The sequence below is a fragment of the Thalassotalea sp. G20_0 genome (genome assembly GCF_017744175.1).
Classification (GTDB): Bacteria; Pseudomonadota; Gammaproteobacteria; order Pseudomonadales; family Endozoicomonadaceae; genus Endozoicomonas.
Genome location: NZ_JAGHQV010000064.1, coordinates 1 through 19,425, shown reverse-complemented (window position 1 = coordinate 19,425; position 19,425 = coordinate 1). Strand labels below are relative to the sequence as shown.

19 protein-coding genes are annotated in these 19,425 nt (G+C 49.3%); 7 read left to right on the top strand and 12 right to left on the bottom strand.

Going from position 1 to position 19,425, the window contains the following annotated elements; genetic code table 11:
- The 5 genes from J7438_RS22745 to J7438_RS22725 all read right to left on the bottom strand — a co-directional run.
- Positions 1-1,308 (bottom strand): Ig-like domain-containing protein (locus tag J7438_RS22745; RefSeq protein ID WP_209278375.1); only part of this gene is annotated, 1,308 nt, incomplete at its 3' end.
- Between the two features lie 70 nt (positions 1,309-1,378).
- Positions 1,379-2,704: an HlyD family type I secretion periplasmic adaptor subunit gene (locus J7438_RS22740; RefSeq protein ID WP_209203552.1), complete on the bottom strand. Its 1,326-nt coding sequence runs from the start codon at positions 2,702-2,704 to the stop codon at positions 1,379-1,381.
- Position 2,705: 1 nt separating this feature from the next.
- Positions 2,706-4,469 (bottom strand): type I secretion system permease/ATPase, encoded by a 1,764-nt coding sequence (locus J7438_RS22735; RefSeq protein ID WP_209278374.1) that lies wholly within the window; start codon positions 4,467-4,469, stop codon positions 2,706-2,708.
- 314 nt (positions 4,470-4,783) lie between these two features.
- A complete protein-coding gene (locus tag J7438_RS22730; protein ID WP_209203550.1) occupies positions 4,784-5,245 on the bottom strand; it encodes a nucleoside deaminase in 462 nt (153 codons plus the stop codon).
- A gap of 273 nt (positions 5,246-5,518) precedes the next feature.
- Positions 5,519-5,788 carry a hypothetical protein gene (locus J7438_RS22725; RefSeq protein WP_209278373.1) on the bottom strand — a complete coding sequence of 90 codons (270 nt, stop codon included), beginning with the start codon at positions 5,786-5,788 and terminating at the stop codon, positions 5,519-5,521.
- A gap of 215 nt (positions 5,789-6,003) precedes the next feature.
- Between J7438_RS22725 and J7438_RS22720 the strand changes: the two genes are divergently transcribed.
- From J7438_RS22720 to J7438_RS22710, 3 genes are all read left to right on the top strand, one after another.
- On the top strand, positions 6,004-6,603 hold the full coding sequence (locus J7438_RS22720) for a glutathione S-transferase family protein (protein WP_353620177.1): 600 nt from the start codon (positions 6,004-6,006) through the stop codon (positions 6,601-6,603).
- Between the two features lie 98 nt (positions 6,604-6,701).
- Complete coding sequence (pyrF, locus tag J7438_RS22715; protein WP_209278371.1) at positions 6,702-7,529, top strand: orotidine-5'-phosphate decarboxylase; 828 nt, start codon at positions 6,702-6,704, stop codon at positions 7,527-7,529.
- A gap of 144 nt (positions 7,530-7,673) precedes the next feature.
- On the top strand, positions 7,674-8,312 hold the full coding sequence (locus J7438_RS22710; protein ID WP_209278370.1) for a hypothetical protein: 639 nt from the start codon (positions 7,674-7,676) through the stop codon (positions 8,310-8,312).
- A gap of 1 nt (position 8,313) precedes the next feature.
- Here the strand turns inward: J7438_RS22710 and J7438_RS22705 are convergent, their stop codons facing one another.
- The 3 genes from J7438_RS22705 to J7438_RS22695 form a co-directional block, all read right to left on the bottom strand.
- Positions 8,314-9,162, bottom strand: coding sequence for an ABC transporter ATP-binding protein (locus J7438_RS22705; RefSeq protein WP_209203545.1), 849 nt, complete (start codon positions 9,160-9,162; stop codon positions 8,314-8,316).
- A gap of 17 nt (positions 9,163-9,179) precedes the next feature.
- A complete protein-coding gene (locus J7438_RS22700) occupies positions 9,180-10,079 on the bottom strand; it encodes an ABC transporter permease (RefSeq protein WP_286196844.1) in 900 nt (299 codons plus the stop codon).
- Between the two features lie 158 nt (positions 10,080-10,237).
- Complete coding sequence (locus J7438_RS22695) at positions 10,238-11,578, bottom strand: CmpA/NrtA family ABC transporter substrate-binding protein (protein WP_209278377.1); 1,341 nt, start codon at positions 11,576-11,578, stop codon at positions 10,238-10,240.
- A gap of 463 nt (positions 11,579-12,041) precedes the next feature.
- On the opposite strand from J7438_RS22695, the gene can reads away from it, so the two are divergent.
- Positions 12,042-12,716, top strand: a complete 675-nt coding sequence (can, locus tag J7438_RS22690) for a carbonate dehydratase (RefSeq protein ID WP_286196841.1) — start codon at positions 12,042-12,044, stop codon at positions 12,714-12,716.
- Between the two features lie 462 nt (positions 12,717-13,178).
- Here can and J7438_RS22685 read toward each other — a convergent pair whose 3' ends face one another.
- On the bottom strand, positions 13,179-14,312 hold the full coding sequence (locus tag J7438_RS22685) for a phosphatase PAP2 family protein (RefSeq protein WP_209278368.1): 1,134 nt from the start codon (positions 14,310-14,312) through the stop codon (positions 13,179-13,181).
- Positions 14,313-14,503: 191 nt separating this feature from the next.
- Between J7438_RS22685 and J7438_RS22680 the strand changes: the two genes are divergently transcribed.
- Positions 14,504-15,037, top strand: coding sequence for a cytochrome b (locus J7438_RS22680; RefSeq protein WP_209203541.1), 534 nt, complete (start codon positions 14,504-14,506; stop codon positions 15,035-15,037).
- A gap of 155 nt (positions 15,038-15,192) precedes the next feature.
- Entirely contained in the window at positions 15,193-16,071 is an 879-nt protein-coding gene (locus tag J7438_RS22675) for an ankyrin repeat domain-containing protein (protein WP_209278367.1), read from the top strand.
- Positions 16,072-16,178: 107 nt separating this feature from the next.
- On the opposite strand, the gene J7438_RS22670 is transcribed toward J7438_RS22675, so the two are convergent.
- From J7438_RS22670 to truC, 3 genes are all read right to left on the bottom strand, one after another.
- A complete protein-coding gene (locus tag J7438_RS22670) occupies positions 16,179-17,231 on the bottom strand; it encodes a Fic family protein (protein WP_209278366.1) in 1,053 nt (350 codons plus the stop codon).
- 258 nt (positions 17,232-17,489) lie between these two features.
- A complete protein-coding gene (locus J7438_RS22665; protein ID WP_209278365.1) occupies positions 17,490-17,924 on the bottom strand; it encodes a hypothetical protein in 435 nt (144 codons plus the stop codon).
- 32 nt (positions 17,925-17,956) lie between these two features.
- On the bottom strand, positions 17,957-18,709 hold the full coding sequence (gene truC, locus J7438_RS22660; RefSeq protein ID WP_209278364.1) for a tRNA pseudouridine(65) synthase TruC: 753 nt from the start codon (positions 18,707-18,709) through the stop codon (positions 17,957-17,959).
- Between the two features lie 224 nt (positions 18,710-18,933).
- Between truC and J7438_RS22655 the strand changes: the two genes are divergently transcribed.
- Positions 18,934-19,182 carry a hypothetical protein gene (locus J7438_RS22655; RefSeq protein WP_209278363.1) on the top strand — a complete coding sequence of 83 codons (249 nt, stop codon included), beginning with the start codon at positions 18,934-18,936 and terminating at the stop codon, positions 19,180-19,182.
- The last annotated feature ends 243 nt before the right edge of the window (positions 19,183-19,425 follow it).

Genomic DNA, 19,425 nt, shown 5'->3' with positions numbered 1-19,425 from the left:
CTCACTGCCGTCGTGGGCGTAACTGAAGGTGCCGTTTTCGTTCAGCACCAGGCTACCGTGCTGTACGTTCGTCACCAGGCTGACCGTCACCGGCGTGTCCGTCAGGCCTGTGTCGTTCGCCCTGACGGTGGTCGCGCCCCCCACCAGGGCCGTGGCCGTGCTGCCTTCGGCCACCGTGATGCGATCTGAAACCCCAGCAGGTACCCCCTCGTCAACTGATACCACATTAACTGTCAGTAACTGTGTATCAATTTTGCCTTTGCCATCACTAACCTCTACTTCTACTTCATAAACGACTTTACCACTTTCATAGTCTGGAGCTTCTTTAAAACTTAGGGAGCCATCATTGGTTATTTCAAAAGCAGCAGCATCTCCACCACCCGCTATCCTGAAGCTCAAGTCATCATCAGGTTTATCTGCATCTATTGCTTTAACCACTGTGACAAATGAACTGTTTTCAGCTATTTCAACAATGGCCCTATCACCACCTCCATCACTGGTAATAATTGGGGAGTTGTCATTCTGCGGTGCGACATTTACAGTCAGGGCTTGAGTATCGACCCTGAATCCATCACTAACTTGAACTTCAACGTCATAGCTTATTTTACCACTTTCAAAGTCGGGCTCTGTTATGAAACTGAGAGTGCCATCAGTTGCAATCTCAAAAGAACTAGAATCTGCCCCTCCTGCAATACTGAAAATAAGATCACGACCGCTTTGATCAACATCTATCGCTGTAACTTTGGTCACTGTATTACTATTTTCCAGAACTTCGATTACAGCTTTATCGCCGCCACCATTACTCGTAATTATTGGGGCGTCATTTTCATCAATGTCTAATAGCTCATCAGCAACAAAGCTTTCACTGTCCTCAATCCCCCTCTGAACCCCGGAAGTATCAAAACCCGCCTCCGGATCCACCTGAATACCACTGAGATCGAGAATAGTCTGGCTGCCAAAACCTGAATTACCCTGACCATCGGGCTGGCCTGTTGCGGGTAGAGGAGTATCCGGAAGTTCAAACTGTTCCGCTTCTATTTCTATTTCTGCATCGTCTGGCAGGAAATCCTGATAGAAGGCGGTAAAGCTGAACTCATCATTATTGCTCAGTTCAAGCACCTGGCCATCAAACAGGTCGATATGAATAAACCCGTCGGGTCCGGTTATGACTGTTTCGTTTGGGTAGACGACATCACCAGCTTGAAGTAAACGACGATTTCCGTCAGGGGTAATGGCCTCAACCTTGCCAATGGCAAAGTGAATGGATCCGGCAGATTTGCTGGCAGTAGCTTCCTGAATAGTGTCCACGACTGGCTCCTTTTTATTGTTCCCGGGCAACTCCGGCCCTGTGTCAGTTGTTATTATCAGATCAAAATTTTTATCGTTCGCTAAAGGCCAGCTGTCTGGCTCTCAACACCGGCTTTAGCAAGTACTCAAGGAGTGTTTTCTTGCCGGTTAAAATATCTACTGAGGCAACCATCCCGACGATAACGGGGCGGCTGTTATCACCTTCATTGCCCAGGTGGCTCTTGTCGGTTTTGATTCTCGCCAGATAAAAGCTTTCGCCCTGTTCATCCGTGATGGTGTCGGCACTGATATGCGTCAGTTCTCCATCAAGACCGCCGTGGATGGTAAAGTCATAGGCGGTAAAGCGCACCGTGGCTTTCTGGCCCGGGTGCAGAAATGCAATATCCTGTGGCCGGATTCTGGCTTCGACCTCAAGAGTGTCGTCTACGGGGATAAGCTCCATCATTACCATACCTGGCTGGACAACACCGCCTTCGGTGTTGACAAGAATCTGCTTTACCACGCCTTTCATTGGTGCCTTGACCCGGGTACGTTCAACCTGGTCACTGACGGCGGTTTCTTTTGCGCTGAGTTCATGCAGTTGGGCAAGGGTTTCGTTTAACTCTACTCGCGCTTTATTGACGAAGTTCAACCGTGCCTCATTAATTCGTTGTTGTGTCTCTTCCTGTTGCGCTGCGATCCGCTCCAGATTTTTTTCGGCAATGAGTTTTTCACCCCGGGTATCACTGACCTGTCGTTCAAGACGGAGCACTTCGACTCTGGACACTGCGCCTTCTGCAGATAGATCACGGGCAAGCTGGAGTTCTTCATCCAGCAACGCAAAACGGCGTGCCAGCATCTCTCGCTGAGCTTTTGTCTCAAGTGTCTGTTTCTTCTGCTGGGTCAGCTGTTGCTGATAAACACCAATACTACTGCCCAGTTCCAGCTGACGATGATGAAAGAGTTCCTTCTCGCGGTCGGCAAGCACCGGCACGTTCGCAGTCAAAAGCTCAGGCATGACCGGCTCTCCGCCTTCCACTTCTGCCAGCAAACGAGCCCTTCTGGCCATCAATGCATGACGGTTAGCCAGCTGGCCCTGGCGGGTGGAGGTAAACCGGGTGTCGTCCATCACCATCAGCACCTGCCCCTGTTCCACCAGTTCACCTTCAGAAACCAGAATATCATCAACAATACCACCCTCCATATTCTGGACATTCTGCACCTGGCTGGAAGGAATCACTTTGCCTTCTCCACGGGTAATCTCGTCCAGCTCACACCAGCCTGCCCAGAGGATAAAAGTCAGAAGACAAAGGGCAACTGTCATGATCAGTGGGCGGCTTCCCCTGGTGATTTTATTGATTTCCGCCTCGCTGGCAGCATGCCAGCCAGAGCCTTGATGGTTGGTGAGGTCACTCATTTCAAGTCACAACCTCCTCTGCGGTCTTCGGTGCAGAATGTTGAGCCTTGTTCGCCCCTCTAAGCACATCATTGGTACTGCCACTGACACTGATTTTTCCCTGATCAAGCACCACAATATGGTCCATCGCATCCAGCAGATTCATTTTGTGTGTCACCAGTATGACAGTGGTCTCTTTCAGTTCCAGAAGTAGCTGGCGAAAACGCGCCTCTGCCTGTGAGTCCATGGCACTGGAAGGCTCATCCATAATAATGGCCAGCGGGTTTGTCACCAGGGCCCGTGCCAGGCCAACAGCCTGAGCCTGACCACCGGACAGATGCCGTCCGCCCTCACCCACCATAAAATCCAGGCCTGCACTGCCCGCCTGGATAATGTCCTGCAAACCGGACTGCTCCAGTGCTCGCACAATATCGCTGTCGCTGATCCCTTCACGGTGCATGGTGATGTTGTCACGCAATGACGCGTTAAACAGTTCTGTGCGTTGCCCAACATAGCCTACATGACGGCGAAACCAGTTCGGATCAATCTGACGAAGATCCATACCATCGACACCAATCAACCCTTTGCTAGGCTCCCGGAGCCCCATCAGCAGTTGCAGGAACGTGCTTTTTCCAGAACCCATCCGCCCGAGAACGGCCAGCCTGGTTCCCGCCGGAATCTGCAGATTTATATCACTCAACAGGTCAGGAGCATTCGGGTAGGCAAACGACATATTATTGATATAAAAATGCCCCTGAAACCTATCAGGCCGGAGCAGTTTGCGCTCCTCTGGATACTCCTGGGGAAGGTTCATGATCTGCCCGGTATGATCCAGTGCCTGCACTGTTTTTTCATACTGGTTCAATAAGCCAATCACCTGTGAGACAGGGGCAGCACAGCGACCGGAAATCATCATGATGGCGATTAACCCGCCCATGGAAAGATCACCCACACTGATGAGATAAACACCGGATATAACCAGTGCAACAGTGTTCAGCTGAAGCATTAATGTGGTGACCTGGCCGGTAATGGTCTGCAGATGACGTATTTTAAGCGAGGCATCAGCAACCTCCCGGTTCATTTTGCTCCATTGCTTCTGATTCTGGCTTTCAACATTACAGCTCTTCACCGAAATCAGCCCGAGTAACAGCTCCATTAAAAAGTTCTGCCGCTGGGCTGAAGCACCCTGTTGCCGGGCAATAACGGACTGAAGAGGCCTGTTCAGCAGCCAGGCCACGGTCAGGGCAATACCAATGCAAACAACCGGAATGATTACCAGCCAGCCACCCAGCCAGACCACCAGCCCAAGAAACAGCACAACAAACGGCAAATCGATGAAAGCCATGACCGTTGTCGAGGTAATAAAAGAGCGAACGCTGTCAAACTCGGCCAGCTGATTCATAAGATGACCCGCACTGCCGGGGCGACTGGATAGCTTCAGCCCTAACAGGCGATCCATCAAGCGGGAAGACAGGGTCAGATCAACCTGTCGTCCAGCCAGATCAATATAGCGGGATCGGATCAGCCGAATAACGGCCTCAAAAAAGAACGCAAGGACAACGCCGGTTGCCAGCATCCACAGCGTTTCAAATGCCTGGTTAGGAACAACCCTGTCGTATACATTCATAACAAACAGAGGGGATACCAGGGCAAAGAGATTGACCAGCAAACTGGCCAGCAGCACATCTCTGTAGACACGCCAATAAGGTGCAAGGGCATGCCAGAACCATGGGTAGAGAGAAGCCTGCTTATTGTTATAAGTGGTTTCTTTGTTGGTTGTATGCACTTTAATTCTTGTTGTTAGTTGAAACGTGGCTACTGCTGGATGACGGGTAATCTACGGCTCAGGGAGCAGCAAACTATCCATTGCACGAAAAAATCTGGTTTTGGCATCATCAGTAAATCAAAGTAACCTTAGCCAATCCGCAAAAAATGTGAATTCGTGCACATTTTTACCATTTTATAAGTATTATTACCATCCAAACTCACTTGACCCGGGAAAGTCAGCCGATTGAGATCAGCAGAGTTTTTTGTGGCGGAAGGAATAATAAAAACTTTTGGATGATAAGAATGGCAAGCAAGAGACAGGCAGTAATACTTTTATGACGGGTGCGGCCAGAACTCCATGATCAGCTCGGAGGCTCGCTCTTCTTCAAACGGGCCAACAACATCGATGGTCGGGTGGCAGCATTTAAAAATCTCATGGCAATCTATATCAATAGACTGTCCTGATATTTGCTGGAGCGTTTTGCCACTGCAACCAAATACGACTTTAGAGATGCCTGCCCAGTAAATAGCGCCAGAACACATGGCACAGGGCTCAGAATTTGTGAACAGTGTGCACTGTTCCAGTTCATGCTGAGAGAGTATCTGATGAGCCCTGGAAATCAGATTCATCACTGAATGCCGGGTCACATCATTATCGGCAATGGACGTATTTCCCGCCTCTATGACTACACGACCTTCCTGTGCAAGCAGTGCTGAAAATGGCAGCTGGCCATGATCAGCACTTTGCCTTGCCAGTTCTATGCTGTGTAACAGCAAAGATGAATACTCATTCATAAAACATGACTCATGTTTAACAGCGACTTTAAATCAGCAGTGTAGCCCGTATAAAACTGTCGTGCAGGTTAATTTTCATGGCATTCATGCCTGTTCAATAACGAAAGCATGCTCATGAAATCAGCCAGCTGGTGACAAATAATATTCAGGGTATGGAGTTTACGCCTTTCGACTCCGCTCAAGACGAACGGAGTTTAGAGGTCAAGGAAGGAGCCCATCAATTCCATTGAGCCGTGTACCAGGAGGCTGACCGAGAACAGGCGGCCCTACTACTTACAGATCTTCAGCCCACGGCATTTCCGGCAAAGCATCCAGATTAGTGTTATACCGCTGTTCATTGAACGCCGCCTGATGATTAACCACGTCCAGCAGCTCAACACACAGGGCGCAGGCGATGTACTGAATGGCTTCTTCCCGCTCAACCCCTTCCAGCATCAGCCTCATCAGGGTCTCCTTTACCCTTGGCGGGTTATTTTCTGCCAGCTGGTTTTCAACTATTTCGATGATAGCCTCACCACTCATCAAATCATCGCTATCGATCATTACCATACACCCTGGAATTTTATAGAAAGCCTGCATTCTATCGAGAGTGGCATTTGAATGCTCACTGTGGATAGAACATGAATAATGTCGTTTACCTGTCTGCGTAGCAAAAGGGAAGCTTATCGCCCCATTCTTCTTCCACAAAATAGACTTGCACAGCCTTCGAATAAAGAGTACCAATGTCGGACAAAATTTTGGCAAACAGGAGGAAGCCTGTGTACAAAGTTTACGGAGATGCCCAGTCCGGCAACTGCTACAAGATCAAGCTGCTGATGAGCCACCTGGATATTGACTGTGAGTGGGAGCACACCAATATTCTGGGTGGCGGAACGCATACCGATGAGTTTCTGGCCATGAACCCCAATGGCAAGATTCCGGTCATGGCATTACCCGACGGGAATTACCTGTGGGAGTCCAATGCCATTCTTAACTATCTGGCTGACGGCACTGACTATCTCCCTTCAGACCCTTTCCTCAGGGCAAAAGTTCTCCAGTGGCAGTTTTTTGAGCAATACAGTCACGAGCCTTATATTGCAACGGCCAGGTTTATCGTGAAATTCCTTGGCAGACCCAAAAAGCATGAGGCTGCTCTGCAGGCCAAGAAAGCCAGTGGCTACAAGGCACTCCAGGTAATGGAGACGCACCTGGAGCATCATGACTGGCTGGTTGGTGACCAGATGACCATCGCTGATATCAGCCTGTATGGCTACACGCATATTGCACCGGAGGGCGGGTATGGTCTGACCGATTTTCCTTTTATCACGGCCTGGCTTAAACGGGTCGGGGAACATCCAAAGCATGTGAAAATGGGGTAATGGCTTTCACTCCTTCAGCCCCACCAAAGCATGTATAAAGGTAACGGATACTGCTAGACTCCCCGCTCAGCACTTTTTACCTAACGCTGAGGTTAACAATGGGGTTTCTTGATCGGGTTCAGGCTGCCATGGAGAAAAACAACACACTGTTGTGCGTTGGCCTTGACCCTTCACCCGAACGCTTTCCTGCCGCTATTCAGGCGATGGACAAGCCCATCCTTGCATTCAATAAAGCCATTATTGATGCAACCGCCGACCTGGTCTGCTGTTATAAGCCCCAGGCGGCCTATTACCATGCCCATGGTGCTGAAGATCAGCTGGCCATGACCATTGATTACATTCGTACTCAATATCCGGCTATCCCGGTTATTCTCGACGCCAAGCGTGGCGATATTGGCAGCACTGCCAGCCAGTACGCCATTGAAGCCTTTGAGCGTTATCAGGCCGATGCGGTGACCGTAAACCCCTATATGGGGATTGATACCATAGAGCCATTTTCAAGCTATGCCGATAAGGGAACGGTGGTTCTGTGCCGCACCTCAAACCCCGGCGCTGCAGCAATTCAGAACCTGTCGGTCCACCAGGCCAATGGTGAGTCGGCCATGCTGTATGAGGTGATTGCACGGATGTCTCAGGAGCAGTGGAATAAGCATAACAATATCCTGCTGGTTGTTGGTGCCACAAACCCAACGGAGCTAAAGCGTATTCGGGACATTACCGGAGAGATGACATTCCTGGTGCCGGGCCTTGGCGCTCAGGGTGGCAATGTGGAAGCAACCGTTAAAAATGGCCTGAACAGCAAAGGCCAGGGAATTATTGTGAACTCTTCCCGTGGCATTATTTATGCCAGTGGTGGCGATGACTTTGCTGAAGCCGCAAGGAACGCAGCGATGGAATTACGGGATCAGGTAAACCTCTATAGATAGCCCATGCTGATGGCTATTAACGAGAGTCGTTAATAGCCATTGGTAATTTAGCAAAAATTATTCTCACTGCGGCATGAACACCACGGTCAGATTGATGTCTCTTTCATGGGTAACTTCTTTAAATTTGCCCAACAAGGTTGTTCCATGGACCGATCGTCACCAATGCCTTTCTCTGTTGACCAATCAACATCTTTTCCTGATCACCGACCGTCATCAGAAAACCAGTCAGAAGTACAAGCACTGAACAGGAGTTTGCGAAGAGAAGAGCCGGAAAAAATGCTCCCGGATAGTCAGACCAGGGGAGATCATGATCCATCAAAATCTTTAGCGTCTTTGCGAGCATCCCGGCATTCAGATCCGGAAGTTTCAGTCCGTCAGAAACCATCGACAACACATTCTGCTGCTGAAGATTCAGTGGAAAAAGTCAAAGACAAAACATTATTTTTTGAAGGGAAAATAGCAGAACAACAGACCCAGACATGTCAACCCAGGTCGCACAGTTCCCCTCACTTATCAAATCAACACTGTCAACCGGCACAAGTCAGTGCCGAAAGTCAGAGCATGCAAGACCTTCGTCATTATAGTGATCGCTCTTGTGCGCCATGGGAGCATGAGCTCAGTACCATTGGCCAAAACCCCACAGCATCAGCGTCCACACAGCAGCCAACAGAACCATCTGCCAAAACTCCCGAAAAGGTGAAGCAAGAGTTACAAGACGTGATTGATGATCTTTATGAATATCTTGTGCAGTTGGGTGCCAAGCCGGAGAGTGACTCTGTTTAGCTCAGGCAGCTTCATGCTGCCTGCTTTCCTGCACTTTTTTCCTGACCCTGGGTTTAACCATGGGCTCAACCTTTCTTTGCTTCTCATACAGGAATTTCAATACTTCGGAACGCAGTCGTGTATATTCCGGATCCTGTGCCAGCTCCAACCGGCCACGGGGCCTTTCCAGGTTGATCTCGAGAATCTCGCCCACCGTTGCAGCAGGGCCATTGCTCATCATCACAATACGGTCGGACAACAGAACCGCTTCATCTACATCATGGGTGATCATGATGACCGTGTTATTCAGCTCCTGCTGGATTTCCATCAGGGAGTCCTGCATGTGGGCGCGGGTCAGGGCATCCAGGGCACCAAAGGGTTCGTCCATCAACAGGATTTCCGGCTGCATGGCCAGTGCCCTGGCAATACCCACCCGCTGTTTCATACCACCACTGATTTCATCCGGGCGCTTATGCATGGCGTGATCCATATGCACCAGCTGAAGGTTATGCTCAATCCACTCTTTGATCTCTGCCTTGCCTTTGGTACGGCCAAACACCTGTTTTACTGCCAGCTCAACATTTTGGTAAGCGGTCAGCCAGGGCAGGAGTGAGTGGTTCTGAAAAACCACCGCCCGGTCCGGGCCGGGCTCGGACACCTCCCGGCCATTTAAAATGACACCACCACTGCTGGCCTGCAGAAGTCCCGCGACGATATTCAATACCGTTGATTTACCGCAGCCTGAATGGCCAATCAACGAGACAAACTCCCCTTTGGCAATTTTCAGGTCAACCCCTTTGAGTGCGGTAAAAGGGCCTTTCGGTGTATCAAACACCATATCGATATGACTGATATCCAGCAGTGTACTCATGAGCAGGGTTCCCTTTATTAATGAGTGGCTTTGCTTTTATCCCAGGAGGCAAAACGCTGGATGGCCAGCATGGCACGATCAAGGCCAAAGCCAATCACACCAATGACGATCACGGCAACCATAATGCGTGCCAGCGAGTTTGAGCTGCCATTTTGAAACTCATCCCAGACAAACTTGCCCAGCCCGGGGTTCTGGGCCAGCATTTCTGCCGCAATCAGCACCATCCAGGCTACTCCGAGGGAGAGTCGCATACCGGTAAAAATCATCGGTACCGATGCGGGCAGTACAATTTTCTGAACGTGTTTCAGGGCAGGCAGTCGCAATACACGACTGACGTTTATCAAGTCACGGTCCAGGGAAGAGACACCCACCGATGTGTTAATCACCATGGGCCACAGACAGCAGAGCATCACGGTGATCATCGAATTTAAAAAAGACTTGGCTACCAAAGGATCAGGGCTGATGTAGAGTGCACTGACAACCATGGTCACCAGCGGCAACCAAGCCAGGGGTGAAACCGGTTTGAATATCTGAATGATCGGGTTCACCGCGGCATTCAAGGTTTTATTAAGACCGATGGCGATACCCAGGGGTATGGCAACCAGGGCTGCCAGCAGAAAACCACTCATCACGGTGACCAGGCTGGTTACGATCTGATCAAGAAAGGTTTCCTTGCCGGTATAGGCCCGGATTTTTGGCACATAGTCAGGGTCTTTGGCGACACGGGCAGCATTGCGTTTTTCCTGCCGCTGATAAAAGGCTTCTGCCTTTTCCCGTTCGGTGACATGCTCCTGGTAGAGAGAGCCAAACTGCTCCCACACCGCCACTGGCCCGGGAAATTTGCCCAGCGAGGTATCAATATTCCGCGCAGCGCCCGACCAGATCAGCAGAAAGACGACGATGCCAATGATAGGCATCAGTACCGTGCTGAACACTTTACCGGGATTCACCGTAATGCCCAGCCCGGCAAGAAAAGACAACGGTGATGACTTGCCCTCATTCACTGACTGACTGACAACGGAGGCATCCGTCATAATCCACTCTCCTTATCTTCCCTCAAAGAGAGGCAACAGGATCAAATCCTGTCACCCTGCTTCAGACCGATGTTGAACTGGTTGATGTAGTCGTTTGGCTTTTTGCCGTTGTAGACCAGATTGTCGATAAAGTGCGTCTGTGGATCACGGAAACCATCTTCCGACTCAAAGTCCGGAAAGTCCTGCAGCTTCACCAGCGCTTCATCCACCAGCGACAGTGCTGCTTTTTCATAGATATCCGGACGGTACACTTTGGCCGCCAGCTCCTTGTACCACTCATCGCTCTTGTCTTCTGAAATCTGCCCCCAGCGGCGCATCTGGGTGAGATACCAGATCGCATCGGAGTAATAGGGATAAGTAGCGTTGTAACGGAAGAACACATTGAAATCTTCTACCGGTCGTTTGTCGCCTTTCTCGTACTCAAAGGTGCCGGTCATGCTGTTGGCGATGACTTCATAGTCAGCACCAACATAGTTGGATTGTGACAGGATTTTCACCGCCTCAGGCCGGTTGGCATTATCGTTGGCATCCAGCCACTGGGCTGCACGGATCAGGGCCCGTGTCAGACGTATGGTGGTATTGGGGTACTTGTTATAAAACTCCTCGGTAATCCCGAACACCTTCTCGGGGTTGTTTTTCCAGATCTCATAATCGGTCACCACCGGCACACCGATATTCTTGAAGACCGCCTGCTGATTCCAGGGTTCGCCGACACAGTAACCATAGATAGTGCCAGCCTCCATGGTGGATGGCATCTGTGGTGGTGGTGTAACGGAGAGCAGGGCATCGGCATCAATCTGGCCAGAAGTATCCCCTTTATGAGGCGCATAAAACCCGGGGTGAATACCACCGGCGGCCAACCAGTAGCGAAGTTCATAATTGTGGGTAGAGACTGGAAAAACCATACCCATATTAAACGGCTTGCCTTCAGACTGGAATTTCTCAACAACCGGTTTCAAGGCATCCGCCTTGATCGGGTGCTGAGGTCGACCATCGGCCATTTTTGGAATATTGGGTTTCATCTGGGCCCAGATCTCGTTGGACACCGTAATCCCGTTACCATTCAGATCCATCGAGAATGGCGTAATGATATTGGCCTTGGTACCAAAGCCCATGGTGGCCGCCAGAGGCTGTCCAGCCAGCATATGGGCACCATCCAGACGCCCGTCAATCACGCCATCAAGCAGCACCTTCCAGTTTGCCTGGGCTTCGATGGTGACATAGAGTCCTTCATCTTCAAAAAAGCCTTTCTCGTAAGCAATAGCAATGGGTGCCATATCGGTCAGCTTGATAAAGCCAATGGTCAGCTCTTCCTTTTCCGGATAGCCAAGCTCAAAGTCTGCCTTGGCGCTGGCTTGCCCGATGAAAGCACTCACCCCCATAACGGCACTGATGGCAGCAACCTTACTTAACCTGGCAGCCTGCTGAACCGATGCCTTCTTAAAAGGCTTTAACCACTTCATTATTCCCCTCCCCTGTATAACTGATCTCTCTGCCTTGAACTGTGATCACCGTAATCAGGCATCACTCTTTTCCGGTATCAGTCAACGCACAGAGATCTACTGCCGGTGGTTGAGCAGAAAACATGCCAAATACCAGAAAACTTGATAACCAGCTGAATTTAATAGTGTTAGCTTATTCTGCCGAGCAAATACCTTGCCTTATTAAGCCCGTAAGAAAACTTCAGAGATGGCAACAACGGTGCGGCTACATCCGCTGCACCCAAGCGCTTGCACTAATCTGGAACATCGCTACCGAATGCCCCGGTTACAAACCTCTTACATTTGAGTACTGGTTTTGCCAGAGCGGAGTTGCTATAACGTTTTCCAGTTAAGGAACCGAATTATGGATCAGGAAACTATGTCCAGTCTGGCAAACCTCCTTGAAAACAATAACCAATGGTCCAAGTCCATTCGTGAAGAAAAGCCCGGCTTTTTTGAACAACTCTCTGAGCAGCAGGCACCCAAGTATCTCTGGATCGGGTGTGCCGACAGTCGGGTACCTGCCAACGAAATCGTCGGCCTTCTTCCGGGCGAACTGTTTGTGCACCGAAACGTGGCCAATGTGGTGGTTCATACCGACCTGAACTGTCTGTCAGTCCTTCAATATGCTGTGGACTACCTGAAGGTAGAACATATTATTGTGACGGGGCATTACGGCTGTGGCGGTGTGCGCGAAGCCATGAACAACTCCAAACTGGGACTGATCGATAACTGGCTCAGGCATGTGCAGGACGTTAAGAAGAAGCACACTGAGCTGCTTGAGAATGCTGGCAGTGATGATGACCAGTTTCAGAGAATGTGTGAACTGAACGTTCTGGAACAGGTGCTGAACGTCTGTCAGACAACCATCGTTCAGGATGCCTGGGATCGTGGCCAGAAACTGACCGTAAACAGCTGGGTTTATGGTTTGAAAGATGGCCTGGTCAGGGATCTCGGTCTGAGCGTTGGTTCTAATGAAGATATCGAGGTGCAGTACCCGGCAGCGATTGAGAGCATCGCCAGTAAGCTGGAAGGGTGATTGCGCTTCTTAGGGTAGACATTAAGCGCCTACTCCCCTCTTCGGGAAGTTAAAGATGGAACCACGAAGGACACAAAGAGCACAAAGAAGAGATTTTCTTTTCCTTCGTACTCTTTGTATCCTTCGTGGTTCCATTCAAAAGCCATTGAAAATGGAGGGGTAAGCTTAATGTCCACCCTAAGAATTGCCCTTGGGAGTTGTCTGGAAATAACTTCCCTATTTTCATTGCCTGACTCCGTTCGGACTGAGCTTGTCGAAGTTCGGTGGCACGACCCTTCTACAAGCTTCAGGGTGAACGGAAATCGGGAACTTATTAAAAGATAATTCCTTAACATCTGTTGGCATTAGACGGGGGCGGGTCGCAAGGTGCATTGTGATCCGCTTTCATCGGGTCATATAATTTGCTGGCTCCTGAAATTTGCCAATCTTCCAACCTGCATGATGATGGTATTATCAATCTCATCACACCATCGCTTCTGCTTCTTGATTATCCCTAGCCTGCATCGGCTCCCCTGCTTCAACAGCTCGACTATACACGTCATCGTCATAGTAATATCCGGTATTTTTATCCACTACAGCGCCATGGTTAAAAACACCACTGCGAATATATGGGGAGCAGGCAGCGGCAATGATGCCTATACCCGCGCCGACGGACACATCAATAGCATCATGTTTGGCCGCCAGAACCCTTAATGCCCCAGCCAGGGCTCCAAAACCCATGGCACCTGCAAAGGCTATAACTCGCTTCCCGGCCGGTGAAGCAAGCGGCTGGTTTGAGAAGACTGCCATTTTTGACAGCAAGCGCTTGAAGGCGGGGGAAGACATCGCCGCAGTATCTATAACGTTAAGGACAACCTGCGACCAGGCAATAGCCGAAACTGACGCATGCCCCGAGGGCATGGCCTTGAAATCATCCGGATCCATACACAGATTTCCATGGATATAGTCAGGATTCAGGACATAGGGACGTTCCCTATCAATTTTCATTTTCATAAAATCAACAATACCGACGACACTTGCCACCAGGACCAGGGATTTCACCACTTCACTGGCCTCTGTACGAAGCATTTTTTTCGCCAGCTCCTTGAAATTATTTTCCATAGGACCCGGTTCCGGCACCTGCTCACTTGACTGTTTACCGGCATACAGCCGTGCTGCGAATCTGGCAATGTGACTGGCAAGCAGCGTCGCACAGCCACCATACAATACAACATCACTTGCCCAATCGGCCCACTCCACTTCCGGTTCGGGAAAACCCAGGTGAGGATTCGCCGACACTGTTCCATTTCGTGAGCCTGAAGGCCCCCATTCACAACCGTTAGCGGTGGGCAGGCTATTGATGATCAGCAAGGAATAAACAACAGGTACCGCAGACATCAGGCGAGTCATGAGGCGATTGCCTCCTTCCTGTGCCTGTCGGAGCCAGAGTTGGTCATCCGCTCCGGTCCGTTGCAATATAGACGTGACCCCGGATCTGAGGACAGCACCAAATCCTCTGAACTGTTTGGCATCATCAGGCTTATCGATGGACTGGTCAAAAGCGTTTTCTGAAACGTCACCACAGGCTTGCAATGGTGTTGTTGAGACAATATTCATAAGCAAAGATCTGACATTATTTGCCTACTCGTTAGTCTCAGATTGACATCACAAAGTTCCTTGCCTGAAGCGAAAAGACTCAACCAGGATGATTGAGCAACGGTTACGCTTTGATACAACCTCATATCTATAGCACCGAAACACTATAATAAATTATGATATCTTTTAACTAAAAAAAGCAGGGCAAACCGATGAGCAACTCTGATAAATACCCCGTACTCATGCGCCTGATGCACTGGACTGTCGGTCTTCTTATTTTGGGCATCATTGGTGCGGGCTGGTATATGGTCGGCCTGGAAGATAACGTCAGCTACAAATACGACATTTACCACTTACATAAATCCTTCGGTGTTCTGGTGATCTTCCTGTTGTTCGCCCGTCTGGTGATTCGCTGGGCCAGCAAGATTCCGAAACTACCGGACAGCATGCCCACTTATCAGAAAAAACTTGGAACACTGGTGCACTGGCTCCTCTACCTCTTTATGTTCCTGGTACCGGTGAGTGGCTACCTGATGTCTGACGCTGCCGGTCGTAAGGTGCCGCTGTTCAACCTGGTCATGCCCAGCTTCCTGGAAAAGAATCCTGAGCTGGCGGGCCGACTCCACGATATCCACGTCATTATTCCCTATGTTCTGTTGGGCATTGTGGCACTGCACATTCTGGCCACCATTAAACATCGTTACTTCGATAAGCCTGAGCATGATGTTCTGCATCGGATGCTTTAAATGGCTCCCCGGGTCAGCTCCGGTTAAGGTGCTGATCCGGGAAAACAGAAAATACGATTTCATTTGGTTAACTATTTATAATCACACCTTCTGAAACTATCGACTCTGATATTGGTCTAAACGGTTTTAACGTGTCTAAAATTGAGGAGGATATTTTGGATACCAAGGCAAAACCGCTCTCACCTGCCCCCACTTACGAAAATAGTTATCCCTCTACCAGTGAGGCCAATAGTGGTGCAGGTCTGGAAGAGCGACTGGCAAGCATTACGACATCCTGTCATCAAGTCGAGATGGATGAATCTCACCAGCGTACTTTACTCCAAAGAGCTTTATATCCCGCTGAATGCCTACCTAAATTACCTGTAAACACTCAGTTACAGTTACTGACCTTAATTGGGGAATATCCTGATAAAGATGGGGATGTTCTTTTACATATGGCAGCGGTGCATGAAAAACTGCCAGTGGCTCAATTATGGAAAAATGCCTTACCCCAACATTTTAACAGTGATTTAAATCAACAAAATCATTTAGGACAAACACCATTACATGTTGCGATCTGTAATAATGACCTGCCGATGATCAGTTTTTTACTTGAAAATGGTGCATCTGTCTTAATACATGAGGGAAGCGGTAGAACAGCCATTCATTTTGCTTGCCAGTACGGGACGATAGAAACGCTTAAGCTGATACTTCAACGTATCGAACAGAGCAGCTTGCCCGCCGTTCTCAATGCAGAAACATGCAATGGGGGGTTAAATAGCCTTCTTTTTTTTGTAAGTCAACATAATCCTGTCAAGGTAGATCAATTCCCGGTTGTTGATTTGCTGATTAAGTATGGTGCAGATCCCAATCATCAGGACAAATGTTCCGGAAAAACGCTCATTCATTACCTTGCTGACCAAAATAATGTTGCACTTTATCAATACCTGCAAACCAAGTACGGCTCAACAATAGACTGGAATGCTGCTCGATATGACGGAGGCCGAGTTTCCTTGCAGGACGGCATCTTTGTGTTTGAAAAAGAGGAGCTTTAGGGTTTACAGAACACGTTCAGATCAGGAAGAGGCATAGAAGAAACCACGCTCATAAGAGGTGATTTCTCTACTGATTTACTTTCCTTCGCTGTTCTCACCCTGCCCGGTCAGGGGTTATTACACTTTTGCCACTGGGCACCACGCCCTCTGCCTACTGGCTCCAGCAAGCCTTCAGTGCGCATCTGCTGAACCACCTTTTTGACCAGTTCCCGACTGACCGTGGGGATTTGCAGGCAAATATCCGCAATGGAAAAAGCATGACTGGTCTGCTCAATGGCCATCCTTACCAGCTGCGATTTGGGCGCGCGACTGCCCTGCCACTGCAAAGTATGAATTTTATCTTCCAGTTCTTCGTAAGCACGAATCAGGGTATTCAGGAAAAAATCGATCCATGGCATCGGATTGTGTTGCCCTTCATGCCAGCCTTTTACACTCAGCTGTAACGCCCTTTTATAGGCCTGTTCATGCTTTACCAGAACCCGCTCAAGGCTAATCAGCTGGGCCACCTGATAACCGTTAAGCGCCAACATCATCGCCATGATCAACCAGGCGATACGGGCATTGCCATCGCTGAAAGGGTGAATACAGAGAAAATCCAGTACAACAGTTGGTATCAGTAACAGGGGCTCAATCTGGTGCTGAAGCCCTTCATCGTAATAGGCAACCAGCTCTTCCATGGCTCCGGCAATGGCCCTGGCGGGCATGGTTCGATATAGAACACCAATTCTCTGCCCCTTGCTGTCACGCTCAACAATCTCTTTATTGGTAACCCGCCAACGTCCGCCTTCGTGGGGCACATGGGCATATAACATGGCATGCAGCTGGCGGATAAGGCTAACCGACAGGGTCATGTGTTCGCCCGGCTCAACCACAATCTCCAGGCCATCCCGGTAGCCGGCAACCTGCCTCTCAACCGGTGCAGTCGGACGGTATTCCCGGTGCACCAGCTTACGAACCAGCTCTCTGGAAGCGACAATGCCATCCAACCGGCTGCTGTATTCCACAGACTCCAGTACCGCAACCTGACGGAGCGTATCCAGAACCTCCGGCTGCTGACGAATAGTGACCAGCTGGCGGCCTCTGAACTCTCCCAGTTGCCTGAACAGACCCAGCTGATAACTGCTGAAGACATAACCGGATAAATGCTGCAGTGTTTTCATACAATACGACTAAAATATAATAGGTATTTATCGGGTACAAGGCTGAGAAACAAACCGCAGCTTTAATTATTACCCATTAAATTCAGAAATTTAAGAAAAATTCATAAATAGGATATTTATTGGATAATATTTAATCAAACTCGTAAAAACACCTATCCATCGGTAGGACAGAGGTCCGACAAACACTTCAAGGGGAAACTTAAGGAAAGAGAAAGCTCGCTCGCAAAACCAACCCGATGACTTTGCGAGATCGATGGATTAAAACTTACAGACTTGAACACACATCAAATTGCACACCATGGCATCCGGATCATTTCGACAGGATGATGCGCAAGGGTTGAATTCACCGCCCAGTTGAGTGCAGGTTTCTTCTGCCATGAACTCGCACTCCTGGTGCTCTTCCAGCCAGCGGCTTCCTTCCGTAGCGATGCAGGCCAGAACATTCTCAGGTCCTGTTGCGGTGATCCGGGCAGGAATAGAGCGGGTCATGCGAACATCCTTCAGGACACCTGCCTGGCTCAACGCCATCACCTGCTGCATAACGGGATCCGGGGTCATGGTGGAACCGGTAAACTGACGGGTTACGGCTACTTCCGATGTTTCAGCATTAACCTTCTGTGACTCTTGAGTGGATGCACAACCAGCCAGAAAAATTGCCAGTGACACCAGCATTCCAGACATCATTTTTTTCATTGGTATACCTCAATCCGGTAAAAAAAGGGCATTTATACTGTGGGATTTGGCGTTGTCCAGCCAAATCGCTGCAAAAGTTGATCAAACACACTATCCATCGGCGCATAAAAAGTGATGGGCTCACCGGTAACCGGGTGGTTCATTGCCATGACAGAACAGTGCAGCAGTAATCGGTCCGCAGCAAAGTGCTCGGCAAAATACCGATTATGGTTTCCCTTGCCGTGTTTTGCATCACCAATAACAGGATGGGCAATATGCTTCATATGTCGACGAATCTGGTGCTTGCGACCGGTTTTGGGCTTTGCCTCCACCAGCGAATAGCGGCTGCATGGGTATCGATCAATGGCTATTGGCAGCTCAACCGTAGCCAGCCGATGATATTCGGTGACCGCTTCCTGGGCAGGTTTATCCCGGCGTGCCTTGCGATCAGCTATTTTATCCAGTTTTTCCTTCAACGGGTGGTCAACCACACCGGACTCAGGCACATAACCCCTGACAATGGCATGATAGATTTTACTGATCCGGCCTTCCTGAAACTGCTCACCTGCCCGTTTGGCAACTTCGGACGACAGGGCAAACACAAGCGCTCCAGACGTTGGTTTATCCAGTCGGTGAAGGGGAAAAACAGGTTGACCGATCTGATCCCTCAATAGCTGAATGGCAAAGCGGGTTTCATGACGATCAATCATGGAGCGGTGCACCAGCAAGCCGGAGGGTTTGTTGATAGCCACCAGCCATTGATCCTGATAGATAATATCAAGTTGTTCCGCAGGCGCTTCGATCATGCCTTTTGTCCAACAAAAAAAGTCCACAAGAATAACTGATAAATCAGAACAGTGCTGGAAAAGTGACATTGAGAAAAAAGCGATTATTTGCTGCTTATTGTCATTAACTATCCCGACACTCTTTCACTTTTCTGCTCTTTGGTCGCTATACATCTTCACTATTGCTTAACCCCTTAATAACAGGGGCTGGGAATAGGTCTGCTTACTATCAATGGAGAACAACCATGAAAAAGACACTATCTGCCATCGTAGCTTCTTCTGTCATTCTTTTCAGCGCCAATGCTTCAGCGGATCGGGACTATGCTGCTCAGGCCATGGAAAGACATGGTATGGAAAAACCGGTATCAATGCCTGTTATGAATGTGGTGAATGCGATGAGTACCAGAGAAGCACTGGACTCTATTACTGTTCCTACAAAGCATGAAGAGCTACAGGCCAGAATGGAAGAGCTTGCTGAAAGAAGAGAAAATTAATTTTCTCTTTTTAGCAATATGGTTGTGGTCATCACAACCATATCTTGCCATTCTGGTATCTCCCACCTTCCTGCCACTGACGGTTATTTCTTTGTTGTCTGGAACTAGGAGGCTGTCCGAGAATAGGCTGCCCTACTGCGGTGGCAGCAAATTGGTCTAAAAAGTCGGAAATTTTTAGCAAATAGAACCACTATTCACTAAAAATTTCCGACTTTTTATCCTCAATTTTCTGCCATCCTCGCT